The organism is Pseudomonas koreensis, from assembly GCF_012986595.1.
In the GTDB taxonomy this organism is placed as follows: Bacteria; Pseudomonadota; Gammaproteobacteria; order Pseudomonadales; family Pseudomonadaceae; genus Aquipseudomonas; species Aquipseudomonas koreensis.
The window spans coordinates 169,925-190,833 of record NZ_JAAQYM010000001.1; the positions used below are offsets into that span (position 1 = coordinate 169,925).

The 20,909-nt window shown below is 60.4% G+C and carries 13 protein-coding genes; 3 read left to right on the top strand and 10 right to left on the bottom strand.

Annotation, left to right across the window (positions count from 1 at the left end; all coding sequences use genetic code 11):
• Nucleotides 1–20: 20 nt before the first annotated feature.
• The 10 genes from HBN98_RS00845 to HBN98_RS00890 form a co-directional block, all read right to left on the bottom strand.
• Nucleotides 21–3,689, bottom strand: coding sequence for a beta strand repeat-containing protein (locus tag HBN98_RS00845; RefSeq protein WP_169844024.1), 3,669 nt, complete (start codon nucleotides 3,687–3,689; stop codon nucleotides 21–23).
• A 229-nt stretch (nucleotides 3,690–3,918) separates the two neighbouring features.
• Nucleotides 3,919–7,521 (bottom strand): glycosyltransferase, encoded by a 3,603-nt coding sequence (locus tag HBN98_RS00850; protein WP_083366621.1) that lies wholly within the window; start codon nucleotides 7,519–7,521, stop codon nucleotides 3,919–3,921.
• Between the two features lie 109 nt (nucleotides 7,522–7,630).
• Nucleotides 7,631–9,202, bottom strand: a complete 1,572-nt coding sequence (locus HBN98_RS00855; protein ID WP_083366622.1) for a flagellar hook-associated protein 3 — start codon at nucleotides 9,200–9,202, stop codon at nucleotides 7,631–7,633.
• 13 nt (nucleotides 9,203–9,215) lie between these two features.
• Nucleotides 9,216–11,261 (bottom strand): flagellar hook-associated protein FlgK, encoded by a 2,046-nt coding sequence (flgK, locus tag HBN98_RS00860; RefSeq protein WP_083366623.1) that lies wholly within the window; start codon nucleotides 11,259–11,261, stop codon nucleotides 9,216–9,218.
• Between the two features lie 21 nt (nucleotides 11,262–11,282).
• Nucleotides 11,283–12,566, bottom strand: a complete 1,284-nt coding sequence (gene flgJ, locus HBN98_RS00865) for a flagellar assembly peptidoglycan hydrolase FlgJ (protein WP_083366624.1) — start codon at nucleotides 12,564–12,566, stop codon at nucleotides 11,283–11,285.
• Nucleotides 12,567–12,577: 11 nt separating this feature from the next.
• Nucleotides 12,578–13,666 carry a flagellar basal body P-ring protein FlgI gene (locus tag HBN98_RS00870; RefSeq protein WP_150113624.1) on the bottom strand — a complete coding sequence of 363 codons (1,089 nt, stop codon included), beginning with the start codon at nucleotides 13,664–13,666 and terminating at the stop codon, nucleotides 12,578–12,580.
• A gap of 27 nt (nucleotides 13,667–13,693) precedes the next feature.
• Nucleotides 13,694–14,389: a flagellar basal body L-ring protein FlgH gene (gene flgH, locus HBN98_RS00875; RefSeq protein ID WP_027613958.1), complete on the bottom strand. Its 696-nt coding sequence runs from the start codon at nucleotides 14,387–14,389 to the stop codon at nucleotides 13,694–13,696.
• Between the two features lie 52 nt (nucleotides 14,390–14,441).
• Nucleotides 14,442–15,227 (bottom strand): flagellar basal-body rod protein FlgG, encoded by a 786-nt coding sequence (gene flgG / locus HBN98_RS00880; RefSeq protein ID WP_003222804.1) that lies wholly within the window; start codon nucleotides 15,225–15,227, stop codon nucleotides 14,442–14,444.
• Nucleotides 15,228–15,272: 45 nt separating this feature from the next.
• Nucleotides 15,273–16,013, bottom strand: a complete 741-nt coding sequence (locus HBN98_RS00885) for a flagellar basal body rod protein FlgF (RefSeq protein WP_007965507.1) — start codon at nucleotides 16,011–16,013, stop codon at nucleotides 15,273–15,275.
• A gap of 272 nt (nucleotides 16,014–16,285) precedes the next feature.
• Nucleotides 16,286–17,848, bottom strand: coding sequence for a sigma-54-dependent transcriptional regulator (locus tag HBN98_RS00890; RefSeq protein WP_064586545.1), 1,563 nt, complete (start codon nucleotides 17,846–17,848; stop codon nucleotides 16,286–16,288).
• 383 nt (nucleotides 17,849–18,231) lie between these two features.
• Here HBN98_RS00890 and phhA point away from each other — a divergent pair, with 383 nt between their 5' ends.
• From phhA to HBN98_RS00905, 3 genes are all read left to right on the top strand, one after another.
• The gene (gene phhA, locus HBN98_RS00895; RefSeq protein WP_047292472.1) at nucleotides 18,232–19,023 is read left to right on the top strand and encodes a phenylalanine 4-monooxygenase; all 792 of its coding nucleotides are present in this window, start codon (nucleotides 18,232–18,234) and stop codon (nucleotides 19,021–19,023) included.
• Between the two features lie 118 nt (nucleotides 19,024–19,141).
• Nucleotides 19,142–19,498 carry a 4a-hydroxytetrahydrobiopterin dehydratase gene (locus HBN98_RS00900; protein WP_003222798.1) on the top strand — a complete coding sequence of 119 codons (357 nt, stop codon included), beginning with the start codon at nucleotides 19,142–19,144 and terminating at the stop codon, nucleotides 19,496–19,498.
• Nucleotides 19,498–20,697, top strand: a complete 1,200-nt coding sequence (locus tag HBN98_RS00905; RefSeq protein ID WP_083366625.1) for an amino acid aminotransferase — start codon at nucleotides 19,498–19,500, stop codon at nucleotides 20,695–20,697. The genes HBN98_RS00900 and HBN98_RS00905 overlap by 1 nt, the downstream gene beginning before the upstream one ends.
• The last annotated feature ends 212 nt before the right edge of the window (nucleotides 20,698–20,909 follow it).

A 20,909-nucleotide genomic window follows, 5' to 3' on the forward strand; every position in this document is an offset into this window, starting at 1 on the left:
ATTTCAACGATTGGAGCAGATCAGCCAAACATGCTGAACCCATCATTGATCGGCAGAACATCACCGTTGGCTGCCATGAAGTGTTCGATGGTGTTGTAGCCAGCGAACCAGTCCTGCAGTTTTACACCTTGGGCGGTTGGGTCGGACGGAGAGAAGTAGCCGTCATTGAGGTACAGGTCGTTGCCCACCCGGTCCAGTTGCAACGTATCAGCCGAACGGATGTTGTTCAGGATCAACGTGTCCGTACCGCTAGTGCCGTCATCACGGATGGTCACCAGCAGGCCGGTATTGACGATATAGGTATCGCCGCCTTCGCCACCGTTGGCAAAACCGGTGGCTTTCATTTGCCACGGGTAAGTGACTTTACCGCCTAAAGTCAGCGCGTCATTGCCCGCGCCACCCAGCAGCGCGAAGTTTTCGCCGGTACCGAGCAAATCATCGCTACCGTCGCCACCATCAGCAGTACCGCTGACGACTTGGATCGTGTCGTTGCCAGCTTCACCAAAGGCGAACGTTCCACGGTCATCCGGAGCGCTGATGATGAGGTCATTGCCATTGCCGCCGTACAGCATGTCGGCTTGCGGCCCACCGGCAGCCACGTCGACCGCGAACGGCCCGAGCTGGGTGTAGAAACTGCCGTAAATGACATCGTTGCCATCGCCACCGTAGATGGTGTCGTTGCCCAGACCACCCTCAAGTCCGTTGGCCAGCGCGTTGCCGGTCAGCGTGTCGTTGAAGTTGGAGCCGATGAGACTTTCTACGTTGATGAGCACATCGCCCTGTGCATCACCGCCCTGATTGACACCGGTCTGCAGATTGATGTTCACGGCGGTGGTGTTATTGACGTACCAGACGGTGTCGATGCCTTCACGGCCGTCGATCACGTCGGCGCCAGCGCCACCCACGAAGTTGTCATTGAGCGCTGTTCCGGACAGGGTGTCGGCAAACTTGCTGCCCTGGAAGATCTCGATACCGGTAAAGGTATCGCCAGCGGCATCGCCAGCATTGACGTTGGTTTTCAGGTCGATGGTGACTGCACTGTCCGACGACTCATAGCTGACCATATCCAGGCCGGTGCCGCCATTGAGTGCCAGCGCTGCGGAGTTGCCAACGAAGATGTCGTTGTACTTCGAGCCCGTGATCGCTTCGATATTGTTGTAGGTATCGCCCGTGGCGATCCCGGTGCTGATGCCGGTTTTCAGGTTGATGCTGACGCCCACGGTGCTGTCGTCATAGGACACAGTGTCCATGCCCCCACCACCGATGAACTGGTCGGCACCACCTCCACCGTAAAGCAGGTCATTGCCATTGCCACCGGTGATGATGTTGTCGATCGCGTTACCCACACCGGTGAACGAACCGGTACCGGTATAAGTCAGGCGCTCGACGTTGGCCGCCAGCGTGTGATCCCTGTAGCTGACGCGTACTTCATCGTTGCCGCCGCCCACTTGCTCAATGACGGTTACGCCACCACCGTTGACGTAGTAGATGTCGTCGCCCGCACCACCGTCGTAAGTGGCGAAAAGGTAGGCGTCAGTGGTGAAGGTGTCGTTGAATGCCGAACCGATGACTTTCTCGACGTTGGCCAGGGTCACACCCTGCGAGTCGCCACCGACACCCGGCAGACTGGTGCCCGGACGGATATCGATATTCACGGCCGCGGCCGAGGTTGAGTAGTCCACAGTGTCGAAACCTTCACCGCCATCGACGCCCGAAATCCGGCTGTCGACCACGAAGGTATCGTTGTATTTGGAACCCGCGATGACTTCGATACTGTTGTAGGTATCGCCTGCGCCGATCCCCGAGTTGACCCCGGTTTTCAGGTTGATGTTGACCGCCACCGTGCTGTCCAGGTACGACGCCGTGTCGCGACCGGCACCGCCGAAGAACTGGTCGGCACCGCCACCGCCATAGAACATGTCGTTGCCGTTACCGCCGGTGATGATGTTGTCGCTGGCATTGCCCCAGCCGGTGAATGAACCGGTACCGGTATAAGTCAGGCGCTCGACGTTGGCCGCCAGCGTGTGGTCCTTGTAGCTGACGCGTACTTCATCATTGCCGCCGCCAACCTGTTCGATGACCGACACGCCACCGCCATTGACGTAATAGATGTCGTCCCCTGCACCACCGTCATAGGTCGCGTAGAGGTAGGCGTCAGTGGTGAAGCTATCGTTGAACGCCGAGCCGATGACTTTCTCGACGCCGGTCAGGGTCACGCCTTGCGAGTCGCCACCGACACCTGGCAAACCGGTGCCTGGCCGGATGTCGACATTCACGCCGGCAGTCGACGTCGAAAAATCGACGGTATCAAAACCTTCACCGCCATCGACGCCCGAAATCCGGCTGTCGACCACGAAGGTGTCGTTGTATTTGGAGCCCGCGATGACTTCGATATCGTTGAACGTATCGCCTGCACCAATCCCCGAGATGACCCCGGTTTTCAGGTTGATGTTCATGGCAACAGTGCTGTCGAGGTACGACACGGTGTCGCGACCGGCACCGCCGAAGAACTGGTCGGCACCGCCACCGCCATAGAACATGTCGTTGCCGTTACCGCCAGTGATGATGTTGTCGCTGGCATTGCCCCAGCCGGTGAACGAAGCCGTACCGGTGTAGGTCAGGCGCTCGACGTTGGCCGCCAGCGTGTGGTCCTTGTAGCTGACGCGTACTTCATCGTTGCCGCCGCCCACTTGCTCAATGACGGTTACCCCACCACCGTTGACGTAGTAGATGTCGTCCCCTGCACCACCATCATAGGTCGCGTAGAGGTAGGCGTCAGTGGTGAAGCTATCGTTGAATGCCGAGCCGATGACTTTCTCGACGCCGGTCAGGGTCACGCCTTGCGAGTCGCCACCGACACCTGGCAGACCGGTGCCCGGACGGATGTCGACATTCACGCCGGCAGTCGACGTCGAAAAATCGACGGTATCAAAACCTTCACCGCCATCGACGCCCGAAATCCGGCTGTCGACCACGAAGGTGTCGTTGTATTTGGAGCCCGCGATGACTTCGATATCGTTGAACGTATCGCCTGCACCAATCCCAGAGATGATCCCGGTTTTCAGGTTGATGTTCATGGCAACAGTGCTGTCGAGGTACGACACGGTGTCGCGACCGGCACCGCCGAAGAACTGGTCGGCACCGCCACCGCCATAGAACATGTCGTTGCCGTTACCGCCGGTGATGATGTTGTCGCTGGCATTGCCCCAGCCGGTGAACGAAGCCGTGCCGGTGTAGGTCAGGCGCTCGACGTTGGCCGCCAGCGCGTGTTCCTTGTAGCTGACGCGTACTTCATCGTTGCCGCCGCCAGCCTGTTCGATGACCGTCACGCCACCGCCATTGACGTAATAGATGTCGTCCCCTGCACCACCGTCGTAGGTGGCGAAGAGGTAAGCGTCGGTGGTGAAGCTGTCGTTGAACGCCGAACCGATAACCTTCTCAATGCCAGTCAGGGTATCGCCCTGCGCATCGCCGCCAACACCGGCCAGACCGGTGCCTGGCCGGATGTCGATATTGACCCCCGCTGCGGAAGCCGAATAATCGACCGTATCAAAACCTGCGCCACCGTCGATCTTGTCCGCCCCGGCACTGCCCTTGATCAGGTCGTTGCCATCCAGACCATTGATCTGGTCATCGTCACTGGTACCGTTCAGCGTGTCCGCGCCATTTGTCCCGTTTATTACTGCCATTACTTCTTCCTTGCCTTGTTAAGAACCAGTACCGGCTCGCCAGGCGTTCACACGTCATCGCCGCGACCGATAAAACACTCACGAATGTGTTGATATCGACAGCAACTGACGGTGTCTTGAGCCACCGGACAAAATTTGTATCGAGATTGATGCAAAGACGAATTTCAGAGAAAAAAAACAGGCGACTGCAAGGTCGCCTGTTTTTTTGGTGGGGTGTTGCGCGAATCTGTCAGTCCGCCAACCAGCCATTTTCCCAGTAGCGCAGATTATCGCCGCGCAGCACGTAATCGCGCAGCACCACCTCGCGCAATTCATCGCCCATGCGGTAGCTGGCGTCAGGGTCGGCCAGGTGCATGCGGATCGCCTGCAGCCACTCATCCGTGGTGTTGGTCTTGATCCGCGTGCACGGCAGGTAACCGCGATAGGCCTCGGTGTCGGTGCAAATCACCGGGTAGCCGCAGGCGCCATACTCCAGCAGACGCAGATTGCTCTTGCAGTCGTTGAAGATGTGGAACTCCAGCGGTGCCAGGGCCAGATCGAGATTGAGGCTGGCCAGCTTCGCCGGGTACGCGTCGAGCGGAATCACACCGTGGAACTCATGCATGTAGGGACGCAGATCATCCGGGCACATGCCGAAAAAGACCCAGTCGACTTCATCCGCCAGTTCGCGCACGACATCGGCGATCACCGCCAGGTCACCATGGTGACTGGTGCCGCCGCCCCAGCCGACTCGAGGTTTTTTCGAGGTACGACGCTGGCTGCGCAGGTTGCACCAGAATTCCTTCGCCAACATGTTTGGCACCACGCGGATGTCGTGATGCATGTCCGACAAAGCGTTGGCCAATGGCTGAGTCGAGACCACGACGCGATCGCACAGGCCGATCGCTCGGCGAACAATACGCTCCATCTCATACTTGTCCGGCATATTGCGGATATGCGCATTACGATGAGGAACGTCGATGACGTAGTCGTCCAGCTCATAAATGCGCCGGGCTTTGAAGTAGTTGCACAGCAACGGAATTTCGTCGGCCGACGACGCGGTATAACGCCCCTGCAGAACGATCACATCAGGCGACATACGCTCGATTTCAACTATCGGCGGAAGGTTAACGCTGTAGCGAATCTGCCCCTGGACCCGACCTGCCGCTTCGAGTTCGATCAGCGGCTGCGTGATCCGATAGTGACCGATCGCGGAGGCGTTGATCGGCAACCCGAGAATCTTCGGCAAGGTGCTATTGCTGAAAGGACTCCAGCCGGTGCGCAGGCCTGGCTCGAGTGTGAAGCTCGAACCGGTGTGCTTGTGCAGCGAAAGATTGGGATTGTAGGCAGGGTCGCGGGCAATGACCGGCAGCCAGCGCTTGAAGAACGTTTCTTCCTGCTGATTGTGCGAGATGCCTTCTTCGTTGATGACCGCCTCGACTGGCTGCGCGCCCAGCGCCAGCACCGCATAAGGCGTCCACACCACGAGATAACCCTGGCGGGCTACGCGCAAGGCCAGGTCCACTTCATGCAACATGCGCGGCAGACTCTGCTCGTCCAGACCGTCAACCGTATCGAATACCGACTTGCGCACCATCAAGCAATCGGCACCGACAGCACTCAGGTCCTGAACGGCCTGCAAGCGGAACATATACCCGGATGCCTGCATGGCCTGGCCGTAAAACGGCAGGCCAGCCGGCCCCTGCAGACCGAGCACGAGCCCTGCATGCAAAACATACCCATCGGGGTTGAAAATCTTGGCGCCGACGATGCCGACTTCCGGGCGCTGGGCGTGATTGAGCAATTCGTCGAGCCAGTCAGCCTGAGTGATCACGGTGTAGGGGTTGAGCAACAGGATGTACTCGCCCCTCGCCTGAGCCACGGCAAAGTTGCGCAGTGCGGCGACGTTACCCTGCTGCGGGTAGGTCAGCACGCGTACGCGCTCGCTGCCCAGTTGCGCCATACCGTCCAGCCAGGCACGGGCCTCGGTGGTCTCACTGGCATTGTCGACCAGCAACAGCTCGTACTCGCTGTACGCAGTTTTTTCCAGCAGACTCTCGACACAGCGTTGCAGGGCCGCAATCTGGTCGCGAGTGGAGATGATGATCGAGACCAACGGCCGATGGACATGCCGGTAATCGACCCGATTGAGCAACTCGACACTGCCACGACGCAGATCGTGGGCGATTCCCAAGCGATCAAGATGTGCCGAAAGCAATCGCGCGTTGTTTTGCGTCACCGCGGGTAGCGACAGCCACTGCGCCAGGTCGAAGGACGATTCGATGGCAATCTCGGCCAGGTGCCCCACCACCTGAGTGCCTTGATCCTCAACCATCCGCCAGAGCATGTCGTGGGGCGCGAGTTCGGTGAACGTCGAATCGAAGCCGCCGAGTGCTACAAAGGTTTCGCGCCGGAACGCCAGGGCGCGACCGACATAAGGGTATGCGCGCATAAGATCAAGGTTGAAGTCGGGCTTGAATGCCGGCTCCACCGACTCCCCCGCACGCAAGCTGCCTTCATCGCTGTACAGACACTGCAAGGCGCCGTTGAAGGCGATACGCTCGGCCATCATCAGCAAGGCCGGGGCGACCAGACGATCACCGGCGCGCAGCAGATAAAACCAGTCAGCACCTTCCAGCTGCGGCAGCAACTGATTGACCTGTTGCAGGTAATCGTCCTGCAACGGCAAATGGAACACGCGCCCGTCCAGCACTGGCTCAGTGCAATCGATGGACAATACCAGCGTCAACTCGGGTGGATAGACCTGCGCGGCGAGACTTTCCATGGTACGTTCCAGCGCCGCCGGACTGCCTTTCTCATCCACTACGATTGGCACGATTCGCGGTGTGGAGGGCCAGTTCGCCAGAGTGTCCGGCAGCAATCTGTTCTGAACGTCACTGAGTTTGCGGCACTCCAGCCATTTCGCATAGAGTTCGGAAAAACTCTGGCTGTCTGCGCCGACCTGCCAGATCTGGGCACTCTGTTTGGTACCCAGTGTGCGACTCAGCGGCAGTTCAACCCAGACCCGGGGAGACTCATCCGCCTTGGGCATAGGCACATAACGCACCCACCCCTTCGCAGGCGCCGATTCTCCGCTGCGCGCCTTGAGCATTTGCAGCAACCATTGCTGCTCGACGGCCAACGCATCCTTCATGACTTGCTGGCCACTCAGGCGATCCGGATACAGGCGTTCGATACTCAAGACATGATTGGAGATCACCGCGTTGCCGCGTCGCAGCAAACACACGAATAACGCGAAATCGAGGCTTGCCACAAAACAGTGGCCCGGCTGCGTCAGCGCCGGCAGCAACTCGACAATGTCGGCGCGACGGAACAGGGCATTACTGAAACCACCGAGGAGGTTCGACGGGAACGTCTCGAAGAGCGCCAGCAGGTCCTCCCCCTTGAACAAGCCACTGATCGGTGAGAGTGGCGTATTTTCCAGACGTGAAGGCAGCACCATGTCGTCGGCGTCCCAGAACAGACGCTGGGCCAATACCAGATTGACCTCGTCACGATTGGCCAGCACTTCGGCCTGACGCTCGATACAGCTGGCGAACAGCTGATCGTCATCACACAAAAACTTGATGAATTCGCCCTGTGCCAGATCCAGGCAGGCTTGCAGATTGCCGACCATGCCTAAGGTGCGCGGATTACGCGCGTAATGCACGGCGACCCCGCTCTGCTTGATCATCGCCGCGACTATGGCTTCGATCTCATGACCACGACTGTCATCGCATATGATGATTTCGAGATGGCCATAACCCTGACTGACGGCGCTGCGCAATGCGCGTTCGAAGAAGCGCGGATTGAAGGCGGGAATGACCAGGCTGACGAGAGGGAGTGGATTCACGGCGGGCTCACAGGCGGTACGAGCCCGCTCGGTAAAGCGAGCCCATGAAACCGCAAAAAAACATTAACTGAGGGACGAGACAAACGGGCGCCTGCGCGCCCGTCCAACGTCAGATCTTGTTGAACAGACCCAACTGACTGATCTTGCTGAACGCCAGTTGCGAGGCTTGCAGCATGGTCTGCTGCAAAGTCAGGCGGGTCATCACCTCGGCCGGATCCGAATCACGGATCGAGCCCTGGGTCGTGGTGTTGGCCTGGATCAGGCTCTGGTTGGTGGTGTCCTGGTCATCCAGCGACTGCCCGCGAGCACCGATCGAGGTCACCGCAGCGCCAATCTGGTTGGAGGCGCTGTCGAGGTTGCCCAGCGCCGACTCCATGGCCCCTTGGAATTTCTGCTTGACCACCGGATCACTATCGATCGGCAGGTTCAGCGCCGTGACCATCTGACCCAGGGTGTCGAGCACATTCTGGGTCTGGTGGTTGTTGGACTGGATCGAGAACTGATCGCCCGCGCCCGGCGTACCGCCGATGGCGAAGGTCACACCGGCAGCCGTGGCGTTGCCACCGACCACGGTGCCCGACGACACCGGCTTGCTGTCAGCGGTCACAGGTGCCGCGTACAGATCGAAGTCGGTGGCGCTGGTGAACTTCAGCACTGCGCCGCCACCCGACGGGAAGGCCGCGCTGTAGGCCGCCTGGTCGGTCACGCTGGAGCCAGTGATCACTGCGGTCGACGGATTGCCCGGGCTGCGCGCCGTGGTGAACGAGTCAGGCGTGACCGACAGCTGGAAGCTGTGACCGGCGATGACTGCGTCAGGATTGGTGTCACCGGCCTTGAGGTTGATGTTCAACTTCAAGTCGACACCACGGAAGCTGACGGCCTGGTTGGTACCGTTGCTGTTGCTGATCACGCCGTTCTTACTTGCCTCGGACGTTACGTCGTTGCCCAAGGCATCGGTGATCTTCAACTGAGTGCTGCTCAGAAAGCTGACCGTGTACGGCTGACCACCAGCGAATTTGGCGTTGTAGGTCGCAGCAGTGCCGACCGTGCCGTTGGACAGCACCACACGACCGTCATCCACCGCCGGAGCGGTCATGGTGGTCTGGGTGCGGCTGGTATTGATGGTCTGTTGGAATGCGTCCCAACCGGTGGTGTTGGTCGCGACCGACATGCCGTCACCGATGCCCAGGTTGATCTGGGTTTGGTCACCGTTGTAGGTGTAGGTGCCGTCGGTGTTTTGCGAATAGGGCGCGGTATCGGTCTTGGAACCGGAGAACAGATAGTTGCCGTTGGCATCCTTGGAGTTCATCAGGCCCAGCACTTGTTGCTGGATCTGGCCCAGTTCCGCCGCGTACGCCTTGCGGTCATCGTCGGTGGCGATACCGTTGTTGGCCGCCAGGCCGATTTCCTTGGCGCGCTGCAACGCCGTGGTGATGGAGTTCAACGTGGACTCCTGCACAGTCAGCGCGCTCTTGGTGGTGTCGATGTTGCCCTGATACTGGTCGAGCATTGCACTTTGCTGACCCAGCTTGAGCAGACGACCGGCGCCGATCGGATCGTCGGCTGCCGTGTTGATGCGTTGCAGACTGCTCGCTTCGTTGGCGGTCGCGACCGTCTTGCTGTAGTTGCGCTGATATTGAGCAGCTTGCGTCGCGTAATACTGGGCGGTGGAAATGCGCATGAATTACGACTCCTTAAAGACTGTTGATCAGCGTGGCGAAGGTTTCCTGCGCAGCTTTGATGATCTGCGAAGACGCTGTGTAGTACTGCTGATACTTGACCAGGTTGCCGGTCTCTTCATCGAGGTTGACCTGGGACAGCGAATCACGCGCGCCCTTGGCCTGATCCAGGATCACCGATGTGGCCTCACTGTCCGACTTGCTCTGCGCCGCTTTAGTACCGACGTTGGTCACCAGCTTGTTATAGGCGTCGGTCAGGCTGATGCCTTTGCTGCCGGTGCCGGTGTCTACGGTCTGCTTGGTCTGCAGGCCGACCAGGGCTTGCGAGTTGCGGTTGTCGGACGAGGCCGCGCCGGTCAGGTTGATCGTGAAGGTTTCGCCGGACTTCGGCGTCGCGCCCACGGTGGTCTGCACGGTGAAAGTCTTCTGCACGTTCGGCGTGACCGTGGTGTCCATCACCGGCGCGCCGGTGGAGTCGACCATGCCGACCTTCAGGTTCAGGGTGTTGGCCTGCCCCGGCACGATGGTGCCCGAGCCGATGGTGTTGCCCTTGGCGTCGACCATGTTGTACGACTGGCTGCCGCTGGCGACCGCACCGAACACCAGTTTCACTGGCGTGGAGTATTTGAGCGCATTCTGCAGCTCGGCCTGGGAGGCCGGGTTGTAGATATTAACGGTGTCAGTCAGCGTCGGCTGTGTGTAGGTGCCGGAATTGTTGGCACTGGCCACGCCGGTCAACGGTGCTGCCGCAGCGATTTTCTTCGGATCGGTCAGTACCGTCTGAATGCTGGCTGCCGCGTTACGGGTCGGGGTCACCTTGAAGGTGTCGCCAGCGCTCAGGGCGCCGCCGTTGAGGGCCAGGGTGAAGCCGTCGATCACGGGCGGCGGCGTGGTCGTGGTGCTGAACGAGCCCATGTCGGTGCCATCGGAGCGCTTGACCGAATAGTTGGTGGCGCTGGTGAAGGTCACCTGATAATCGCTGGTGGTCAGCTTGCCGGTGTCCTTGATGGTGACATCGAGGTTGCCCGAGCCGGCGCTGTTGCCCGACTGCGCGATGCTGCGCTGGCTGATCAGCGCGGCACTGTTGATGTTGTTGAAGATCGCTGCGCCGAAGTCACCGTTCTTGTCGATGCCCTGGGCTTGCTGACTGTTGACCTGGTCGGCCACTACCAGCGCGACACGCCCCAATTCATTGAGCGACGGGTCGAGCACTTCTTTGCGATAGGTCAGCAGACCACCGATTTCACCACCGCTCATGGCCGACGTGATATCGATGACGCTGGAGCCGCGGTCCATCTGAATGGCCATGCGCGTCGGATCGTCTTTGCTCGGTACGGTGCTCAGGGTGTTGGTGGTGTTGCCGATCACCAGCGGTTGGCCGGTGCCGATATACACGTCAAAACTGCTGCCACGTTCAACGACCTGTGCACCGGTCAGCTCGGAGAGCTGGCGCACCGCTTCGTTACGGGTATCGAGCAGATCGTTCGGCTGGCCGCCGCTGGTGGAAATCTCGCCGATCTTCTGGTTCAGATTGGCAATCGAAGTCGCCAGCTTGTTGACCTGGGACGTCATGTCGCCCAGGTTGCCATTGATCGTGGTGTTCTGATCGTTCAGCTGTTTGGCCAGGGCATTGAAGCGGCTGGTCAGGGCCTGCGCACCGGTCAGCACCGACTGACGAGACGTGTCGTCGGTCGCCGAGGTTGCAACGCCTTGCATCGTGGTGAAGAACTTCTGCAGCACACCGGTCAGGCCAGTGTTGGTATCAGACAGCGAGGCATCCAGTCCAGTCGCTTGGGCACCGTACGCAGCCGCTTCGCTATTGAGCGAGGTCGCGGTGTGCAGTTGGTTTTCGAGGTAAGAGTTGTAGACCCGGCGCACATCGGCCAGGGTCGTCCCCGTACCGATGAAGACGTTGCCGAACTGTTGCGAGGCCTTGGTGCTCTGAACGGTTTGCTGGCGTGAATAACCGGCGGTGTCGACGTTGGCAATGTTGTTACCTGTCGTCGCCAGAGAGGAAGAACTCGCGGCCAACCCCGACATCCCGATATTGAGCAAACTCATGATTCAAACCTTACCGTATGTTTATAGAGGCGTCGTTGAAACGCCGGCCGCAGCGTAGTTTTCGAAACTGTTCATCTGCTTGGCAATCTGCGAAATCTTGGTCGCGTAGTTGGGGTCGGTTGCGTAACCGGCCTTTTGCAACTCGCGTACAAACTGTTCTGGGTTATCGGCCGACTTCACAACATCTTGATAGCGATTGTTGGTCTGCAGCAAAGTCACCAGATCGTGGAAACTGTCTTTGTACGAGGCGTAGGAACGGAACTGCGCCGTCTCCTTGACCATCTGCCCGTTGCGGAACTCGCTGGTGATTGCCCGGGCCGAATCGCCGGTCCAGTTGCTGCTGGCCTTGATGCCGAACAGGTTGTGGCTGCTGCTGCCATCCTGGGCGCGCATGACCGATTTGCCCCAGCCGGTTTCCAGCGCGGCCTGCGCCACCAGATAACGCGGATCGACACCGATTCGGGCGGCAGCTTCTTTGGCCATCGGCAGCATGGTGTTGACGAATTCGTCGGTGGAGCTGAAGGCGCGCTTGGCCGGTGCCAGCGGGATCTGCGCCATCGCCCTGCCGTAAATCTGCATCTGCCCGCCGGACGCTTTGGCGTCTTCGGCACGGGTCAGCCAGTCGCCGTTGTACAACGGGCCGGCGCCGGTGGCGGCAGTGGTCGCGGCACGTTGCGGCAAGGCATTGGCGACCGTCGGCGTGGCGGAAGGCACCAGACCGGCGAGCAAACGATCAGCCAGTTTCGGCGGCAGTGCCAGACGACGCTTGTTGATCATTTCCATGTCGTTGGCGTGCGCCAGCTGCGTGTTCGGCGCATGCAGCGAACGCGAGGCCCACAACGGACGCTCACCATTGAGCCGCGACAACGGACCGGTGCCCGTGGTGCCGGCAGCAATCGGCGTCGGCACTGCAGCGGCTTTCGCCGCTTCCTGCTTGGCGGCGGATGCGGCAGCAGCCTCACCCGGCGCCAGCGGTTTGTTCCTCGACATCTGCTTCATCAGCACGTCGGCCAGCCCAATACCACCGCCCTCGCGGGACAGCGACACCGCCAGTTGCTGGTCGTACATTTCCTGATACTGCTTGGCGGCCGGGGTGTTCATCGGGTTGTCTTTACCCAACGCCTCGGTGGCCGAACGCATCGACTTGAGCATTTCACCAAGGAACAGCGATTCGAATTCCTGCGCCACCTTGCGCATGTTCGCATCGCTGTTCTTGTCGCCGACCTTGAGCTGGTTCAGGCGATTGAGGTCGGAGTACGAACCCGAATCGCCAGTGCCCACCAGACTGCCTTTGCGCATATCCATGGTCGCCGGCCTCAGATCACGATCAGGTCGGCTTGCAACGCGCCGGCCTGCTTGAGTGCTTCGAGAATGGCCATCAGGTCACCCGGTGCCGCGCCAACCTGGTTTACCGCCCGCACGATCTCGTCGAGGGTGGTGCCCGGGCCGAACTTGAACATCGGCTTGGCTTCCTGCTGGGCGTTGACTCGCGAGCGCGGCACCACAGCGGTCTGGCCATTGGACAACGGGCCCGGCTGGCTGACGATCGGGTCTTCGGTAATGGTCACGGTCAGGCTGCCGTGGGTCACGGCGGCCGGTGAAACCTTCACGTTCTGACCGATGACGATGGTGCCGGTACGCGAGTTGATGATGACTTTCGCCACCGCCTGACCCGGGTCGACTTCGAGGTTTTCCAGGATCGACAGATAGTCGACGCGCTGGCTCGGATCGAGCGGCGCGGTGACGCGGATCGAGCCGCCGTCGATGGCTTGCGCCACGCCAGGGCCGAGCATGTCGTTGATCTTGTCGACGATGCGCTTGGCGGTGGTGAAGTCGGAACGGTTGAGGTTCAGCGTCAGGCTGTTGCCCTGGTTGAAACCGCTCGGCACCGAACGCTCGACCGACGCACCGCCCGGGATACGACCGGCCGACGGAACGTTGACGGTGATCTTCGAACCGTCGCGCCCTTCGGCATCGAAACCACCGACCACCAGGTTGCCCTGGGCGATGGCGTAGACGTTGCCGTCGATACCCTTGAGCGGGGTCAGCAACAGGGTGCCGCCGCGCAGGCTCTTGGAGTTACCGATGGAGGACACCGTAATGTCGACCTGCTGACCCGGTTTAGCGAACGCCGGCAGATCGGCACTCACCGACACCGCCGCGACGTTTTTCAACTGCACGTTGCCCGATCCCGGCGGCACCTTGATGCCGAACTGCGAGAGCATGTTGTTGAAGGTCTGCAGGGTGAACGGGGTTTGCGTCGTCTGGTCACCGGTGCCGTTAAGCCCGACCACCAGGCCGTAACCGATCAACTGGTTGGAGCGCACGCCGGAAATGCTGGCGATATCTTTCAGCCGCTCGGCGTGGGCACCAAAGGCGGCGGACATCATGGCCGCCGCCAGCATGAAGCTTTTCAGATTCAACGTAGCCACCTAGAAAGGGAACAGCGGGCTGAGGAAGAAACGGTCGAACCAGCCTGGCTGACTCGCATCGGCAAACGAGCCGGTGCCCGAGTAGGTGATGCGCGCATCGGCGACACGGGTCGACGACACGGTGTTGTCGGTGGCGATGTCATCGGCACGCACCAGACCTGCGATCCGCACCAGCTCGTCGCCGGTGTTGAGGGTCATCCACTTCTCGCCGCGCACAGCGATGATGCCGTTGGGCAGCACGTCGGCCACGGTCACGGTGATCGAGCCGGTCAGGGTGTTGCCCTGCGCGGCCTTGCTGTCGCCCTTGGTCGCACGGTCGCCGCTGTAGCCGACGTCGAGGCTCAGGTCGTTACCGCCCAACGGGTTGTTGGTGGTGCCGCTGCCGCCGAACAGCGAGGTCAGGCCGATGCCGGTCTTGCTGTTCTTGGCCACTTGCGAGTTGGCGTTCTTGCTCGCCTGAGTCTTCTCGTTCAGGGTGATGGTGATGATGTCACCGACCCGGAACGCCTTGCGGTCGCTGTACAGGTTCTGCTCGAAGCCGGCCTGATAGATCGAGCCGTTGTTGGCCGCAGACGGCAATGGCGTGCGCGGCAACACCGGGGCGTAGTAAGGGTCATTGGGCTTGGGCGTCGGTGCGACGCAGCCCGCGAGCGAGACGACCCCACCCAATGCCAGAACAGATACGAAGCGTTTCATGACCCTACCTCACGGTGTTGCTGGCGACCTCATGGCCGCCCCATAGACTTGATTACAGATTCTGCGTTACGAACGAGAGCATCTGGTCGGCGGTGGAGATCACCTTGGAGTTCATCTCGTAGGCGCGCTGAGTGGTGATCATGTTGACCATCTCTTCAACGGTGCTGACGTTGGAACCTTCCAGGGTGTTCTGCAGCGTGGTACCGAAACCGTTCAGGCCCGGGGTGCCGATTTGCGGCGCGCCGGAAGCAGCGGTTTCCAGGAACAGGTTGTTGCCCACAGCCTGCAGACCGGCCGGGTTGATGAAGTCGGCGGTTTGCAGGTTGCCGATCACCTGAGCGGCCGGGTTGCCGGGCACAGTGATCGACACGGTGCCGTCGGTGCCGACGGTGAAGCTCTGGGCGTTGTTCGGGATGACGATGGCCGGCTCCAGGGCGAAACCGCTGGCGTTGACGATCTGGCCATTGGAGTCGAGGTGGAAGGTGCCGTCACGGGTGTAGGACGTGGTGCCGTCCGGCTGCAGGATCTGGAAGAAACCGCGACCGTCGATGGCCATGTCCAGCGGCTGCTCGGTGGTTTGCAGGCTGCCGGCGGTGAAGTTTTTCTGCGTGCCGACGATGCGCACACCGGTACCCAGTTGCAGACCCGACGGCAGTTCGCTGTCCTGGGTCGACTGGGCGCCTGGCTGACGCTTGATCTGATACAGCAGGTCCTGGAACTCGGCACGGTCACGTTTGAAACCCGTGGTCGAGACGTTCGCCAGGTTGTTGGAAATGGTGGTCAGGTTGGTGTCCTGGGCGGACAGACCGGTTTTGGCAACCCATAGAGCCGGAAGCATTCGATTCTCCTCGTGCGCCTGTTTTACGGCGCGACGTTCTGATAATTAGCTGATCTGCAAGACCCGAGCCATGGCCTGGTCGTCGTCTTTGGCGGTGTTCATCATCTTGACGTGCAACTCGAACTGCTTGGCCAGGGCCAGCACCGACGTCATTTCTTCCACGGCGTTGACGTTGCTCGACTCGAGGAAACCCGACACCAGTTTGACGTTGGCGTCGGCCGGCGCAGGCTGGCCGTCCTTGGTGTAGATCGAGCCGTCGAGGCCTTTGTTGAGGTTCTTGATGTCCGGGTTGACCAGTTTGATCCGGTCGACTTCCGCCATGACGCGCGGGCCTTCGCCCATCGCACGAATACTGATGGTGCCGTCTTCGCCGACTTCGACTTGCTGCTCTGGCGGCACGGCGATCGGACCGCCATTGCCGAGTACCGGCATGCCGTTGCCGGCGCGCAGTACGCCGAGGGCGTCGATGTTGAGGCTGCCGGTGCGCACGTAGCTTTCGCCGCCGTTAGGGTTCTGCACGGCAATAAAGCCGTTGCCGGTCACGGCCACGTCGAGGTCACGACCGGTCTGCACCAGCGAACCTGCGGTGAAGTCGGTGGCGGGCCGCTCGCTCATGGCAAACGCACGCGCCGGAAAGCTGTCACCGAACACCGGCATCGAACGCGCCTGCTCCAGGTCGCGCTGAAAACCATTGGTGGAGATGTTCGCCAGGTTGTTGGCATGCGCCTTTTGCGCCAGTGCGTTCTGACTGGCGCCAGTCATTGCCACATAAAGGTACTTGTCCACACTCTTTCCTCTGCATGCCGGACGTTTGCCGCCCACCGCTGTACTGCTGAGCCATAAGCAATTTGCAGACCAACTTTTTTCTGGCGGCCTGCGGCCCGGCAAACAAAGGACTTGAGGGCAAGCGAGGGGAAATTTGAAATGTATCGAAGTCGAAAAACCGGCGGTGTTATGCCGCTTGGCGGCAAAAGATCAAAAGATCGCAGCGTGCCGCAGCTCCTACATTTGAAATGCGTATTCCTGTAGGAGCTGCCGAAGGCTGCGATCTTTTGATCTTAAGCTTCGGGATCTTTACCGACTTCATACTCACGCAACTTATTGGCAATCGTGGTGTGCGAAACCCCCAGCCGCTTGCCCAGTTGCCGACTGCTCGGGTGTTCGGAATACAGGCGTTCCAGCACCGCTTTCTCGAAGCGCCCGACGATCTCGTCCAGACCGCCTTCCAGCGAAAAATCGCCAAGCGGCTGACGCACGCCGTAATCAGGCAAGCGAATATGCTCCGCCTTCACGGTCCCGCCGTCACACAGCGACACCGCCTGAAACAGCACGTTCTCCAGTTGTCGCACGTTGCCCGGCCAGTGATAGTGACTGAGGCGATCCATCGCTGCCGGCGCCAGTTTCGGCAATGAACAACCGATCTGGCGGCTGGCCTGATCGAGGAAGTGCTCCACCAGCGGCGTCAAACCGTCGAGGCATTCGCGCAGCGGGGGAATGTGCAGCGACAGCACATTCAAGCGGTGATACAAGTCCTGACGAAACTCACCACGGGCGCACAGCTCGGACAAGTCGACCTGCGTCGCACAGATCACCCGCACATCCAGATACACCTCTTCGTCGCTGCCCACCCGACGGAAGCAGCCGTCCTGCAGAAAGCGCAGCAACTTGACCTGCAAACGCGGGCTCATTTCCCCGACGCCATCGAGAAACAGCGTGCCGCCTGCCGTCAGCTCCAGCAGGCCGAGCTTGCCTTCCGCGCGCGCGCCTTCGAACGCACCGGGGCCGTAGCCGAACAGCTCGGTCTCGGCCATCGACTCCGGCAGCCCCGCGCAGTTGAGCGCCATCAACGGCGACTGCCCGCGTGGACTGGCGAGGTGGCAGGCGCGCGCCAGCAACTCTTTACCGGTGCCGGTTTCGCCTTCGATCAACAGCGGTGCATCCAGTGGCGCCATGCGCCGCGCTTCGCGCACCACCGCCGCCATGACCTTCGAACTCTGGAAGATGCTGTCGAAGCCACGCAGCTCTTGTTTGCGCACGTTATAGATACGCTCGCCGACGCGGTCGGCGCGGTGCAAGGTCAGTACCGCACCGGCCATGGCTTCGCTGTCGTCGTGTTCCGATTGCAGCGGCGCGATGTCGGCGAGAAAGATGTCGCCCTTGACCTTGACGCGCATGCCGTTGATTCGCGACTTGTTGGCGCGCACCAGTTCCGGCAGGTCGAAATCCTCGGCATAACGCGACAGCGGAATCCCCGGCACCTCGTCCACCCGCACCCCGAGCAACTGCGCCGCGGCGCGGTTGGCGGCAACGATCGAGCCGCCCATGTCGATCGACAGCACCGGGAATTCCAGCGCGCCGAGCAAGGCGTTCAACTCCATGTGCCGGCGCTCGCTGGGCATCAGCCCGACGCGTTTGACGCCAAACACTCCGGCAATCGCCTCGAACTTCGGCCGCAGCGCCTGGAACTGGATGTTGATCAGGTTCGGGCAGTGCAGGTAAATCGCATTGCCATGCTCGCCACCGACCTCGCCGCGCGCGACGTTGATCCCGTACTCCACCAACAGATTGAGGATGTCGCGCAGGATGCCGATGCGGTTCTGGCAATGGACTTTGATACGCATATAAAGAGGCCCGACGAGGATGAGCGGTTAAACACAATCCCTGTGGGAGCGAGCCTGCTCGCGAAGGCGGTGGCACATTCAGCATTGATGTGCCAGACAGATCGCATTCGCGAGCAGGCTCGCTCCCACAGGTGTTAACGCCAGACTTTTCTGTCGAGGCGCGCAGATAGTTGTCAAGATTATGTGACAGCCACAGCCCTTTTCAAACCTGCAAATCACCGCAAACGCGAGATACCCGCCAAAGCGTAACGATTTTTTTACGAAATCCGCTGATTTTTCCTACAAGGTGCGTCTGCAACCTGCTGCATCCCTCCCTGCTCTGAGGTAAATCTGACCCCATCGCTGGACATAACAAGAACGAATTCCCCTAGCAGGAGAGCAGTATGAAGCAGACGCAATACGTGGCTCGCGAGCCCGATGCGCAAGGTTTTATCGACTACCCCGCCGAAGAACACGCGGTGTGGAACACGCTGATCACCCGCCAGTTGAAAGTGATCGAGGGTCGGGCGTGCCAGGAATACCTGGACGGTATCGAAAAACTCGGTCTGCCCCACGACCGCATCCCGCAACTGGGCGAGATCAACAAGGTGCTCGGCGAAACCACCGGTTGGCAGGTCGCCCGTGTCCCGGCGTTGATTCCCTTCCAGACCTTCTTCGAATTGCTCGCCAGCAAACAGTTTCCGGTCGCCACCTTCATTCGTACCCGTGAAGAGCTGGACTACCTGCAAGAGCCGGACATTTTCCACGAGATCTTCGGCCACTGCCCGCTGCTGACCAACCCGTGGTTCGCCGAATTCACCCACACCTATGGCAAGCTCGGCCTGCAGGCCACCAAGGAAGAGCGCGTGTACCTGGCGCGCCTGTACTGGATGACCATCGAGTTCGGCCTGGTCGACACCCCGCAAGGCCAACGCATCTACGGTGGCGGCATCCTGTCCTCGCCGAAAGAAACCGTTTATTCGCTGTCGGACGAGCCTGAGCATCAGGCCTTCGATCCGCTGGAAGCCATGCGCACGCCGTATCGCATCGACATCCTGCAGCCGCTGTACTTTGTCCTGCCCAACCTCAAGCGCCTGTTCGACCTGGCCCACGAAGACATCATGGGCATGGTCAAGCAAGGCATGCAGCTGGGGTTGCACGCACCCAAGTTTCCGCCAAAACCGAAAGCCGCGTGATCCGCGACTTTTGCTGACAATTGAGTCTGTCAGTCGCCGTCACTTTGGTTTAGCGTGACGGCATTGACGGCCCAATCGCTTCTATAAAAAAAACACACTCGATTTCAGGAATCACACCATGTCCACTTTGAACCAAGCCCACTGCGAAGCCTGCCGTGCCGATGCGCCACAAGTCAGCGACGAAGAGCTGCCGATCCTGATCAAGCAGATCCCTGACTGGAACATCGAAGTACGCGACAGCATCATGCAGCTGGAGAAAGTCTTCCTGTTCAAGAACTTCAAACACGCGCTGGCATTCACCAACGCCGTCGGCGAAATCTCCGAGGCCGAAGGTCACCACCCGGGCCTGCTGACCGAGTGGGGCAAAGTCACCGTGACCTGGTGGAGCCACTCGATCAAGGGCCTGCACCGCAACGACTTCATCATGGCCGCGCGCACTGACGAAGTGGCCAAGACCGCAGAAGGACGCAAGTAATGCACTTCGACGCCATCGGCCGGGTACCCGGCGACCCGATCCTCGGTTTGATGGAGGCCTATGCGCAGGACAGTAACCCGCGCAAGTTCGACCTCGGCGTTGGCGTCTACAAGGATGCCCAGGGCCTGACGCCGATCCCCGAAGCGGTGAAAATCGCCGAGGCGCGACTGGTCGAAAGCCAGGACACCAAGACCTACATCGGAGGTCACGGCAACCCGCTGTTCGGCAAGGTCATCAATGAGCTGGTGCTCGGCGCCGACTCGAAGCTGATCGCCGAACAGCGTGCCGGCGCCACCCAGACGCCGGGCGGCACGGGCGCCCTGCGTCTGGCCGCTGACTTCATAGCCCAATGCCTGCCGGGCAAAGGCGTGTGGCTGAGCAACCCGACCTGGCCGATCCATGAAACGATCTTCGCCGCGGCCGGGGTCAAGGTCAGTCACTACCCGTATGTGGGCAGCGACAACCGACTCGACGTCGATGCCATGCTCGCCGTGCTCAACAACGTGCCGAAAGGCGATGTGGTGCTGCTGCATGCGTGCTGCCACAACCCGACCGGTTTCGACCTGAATCATGACGACTGGCAACGTGTGCTGGACGTGGTGCGCCGCCGTGACCTGCTGCCACTGATCGACTTTGCCTACCAGGGCTTTGGCGACGGGCTGGAGCAGGACGCATGGTCGACCCGGCTGTTCGCCGCCGAGGTGCCTGAGCTGCTGATCACCAGCTCCTGCTCGAAAAACTTCGGCCTGTACCGCGACCGCACCGGCGCGCTGATCGTCTGCGCGAAAACCGCCGACAAGCTGATCGACATCCGCAGCCAACTGGCCAACATCGCCCGCAACCTGTGGTCGACCCCACCGGATCACGGCGCGGCAGTGGTCGCGACCATCCTCGCAGATCCGGAGCTGAAAGCTCGCTGGGCCGACGAAGTGGAAGCCATGCGCTTGCGCATCGCCCAGTTGCGCAGCGGTCTGGTCGAAGCGCTGGAGCCGCACGGTTTGCGCGAACGCTTTGCGCACATTGGCGTGCAACGCGGGATGTTCTCCTACACCGGCCTCTCACCGGAGCAGGTAAAACAGCTGCGCGAGCATCACAGCGTGTACATGGTCAGCTCGGGCCGGGCCAACGTCGCCGGCATCGGCGCCACGCGTCTGGCGCTGCTGGCCGAAGCCATCGCCAACGTCAGCGTCAGCAAATAGTCCAGACACCGCAATACCCCTGTAGGAGCTGCCGAAGGCTGCGATCTTTTGATCTTGTTTTTACAAGCAAAGTCAAAAGATCGCAGCCTTCGGCAGCTCCTACATTTGTTTTGCGCTGACCGTAGGTTTGATCGTTCCCACGCCCCCCCTGCGGCCATCTGTCGCATTAATTTGAATTAAAAGTCTGATTGTCATTTTTCCTGCTGTATCCT